This is a genomic window from Tepidimonas sp. (assembly GCF_046292505.1).
Taxonomy (GTDB): Bacteria; Pseudomonadota; Gammaproteobacteria; order Burkholderiales; family Burkholderiaceae_C; genus Tepidimonas.
In genome coordinates, this window is sequence record NZ_JBKBQX010000172.1 from 1 (window position 1) to 739 (window position 739).

1 protein-coding gene is annotated in these 739 nt (G+C 61.7%); it reads left to right on the plus strand.

Features of this window, described 5'->3' with window-relative positions:
- Positions 1 to 79: 79 nt before the first annotated feature.
- Positions 80 to 691 carry a DUF6088 family protein gene (locus ACK4TH_RS12555; RefSeq protein ID WP_409626931.1) on the plus strand — a complete coding sequence of 204 codons (612 nt, stop codon included), beginning with the start codon at positions 80 to 82 and terminating at the stop codon, positions 689 to 691.
- The last annotated feature ends 48 nt before the right edge of the window (positions 692 to 739 follow it).

Sequence of the window (739 nt, forward strand, 5' to 3'; positions counted from 1 at the left end):
GCGAAGCGGTTTCTTGTCTACAACGTGCGCCTTGTGAACTGTTAGATCTTTTGGTAAAATATCTAACACGGAGCTAGCCATGAGCACATCACAAGCCATCCGCGAGCGTATCGCGGCCCAACCTGCCGGAGAACCTTTCACCCCAGCCCTGTTTGCAGGGTTGGGTTCGCGCGCGGCCATTGATCAGACCTTGATGCGTCTGACCAAGGAAGGTGTGATCGAGCGCCTCGGCCGTGGCCTCTACACCGTCCCCAAGACCAGCCGTTTTGGCTTGAAGTCCATGCCTTCGCCGGAAGCGGTGGCGCAGACAGTCGCTGCCGCCGAAGGTGCCTCCATTGAAGTGCACGGGGCCGAGGCCGCTCGTCGTTTTGGTTTCAGCACCCAGGTGCCGGCCCAGCCGGTCTTCTACACCACCGGATCGTCTCACACCGTGCGGATGGGTAAGCTGCAAGTGCGACTGCAGCACGTGGCTGCGCGCAAGCTAGTACTGGCGGGTCGCCCAGCGGGCCAAGCCTTATCGGCACTCTGGTACCTCGGTCGTCGGCAAGTCACGCCGGCTACGTTCGAGCGTATCGCTGCCAAGCTACCGCAGGTGGAATTCGAGGCGTTGCGCAGTGCCAAGGCCTCGATGCCGGCCTGGATGGTCGAAGCCCTTCGTCGGTACGAGGAAGGCGCGGTGGCGTATGGCTGACATCCCCCGCGAACACTACTTCGACCTGTCCGTCAGCGATCAAGCCGA

Bases quoted from the DNA above. Each gene is read 5' to 3' on its own strand.
- ACK4TH_RS12555 (WP_409626931.1), top strand. From the start codon at position 80: ATGAGCACATCACAAGCCATCCGCGAGCGTATCGCGGCCCAACCTGCC.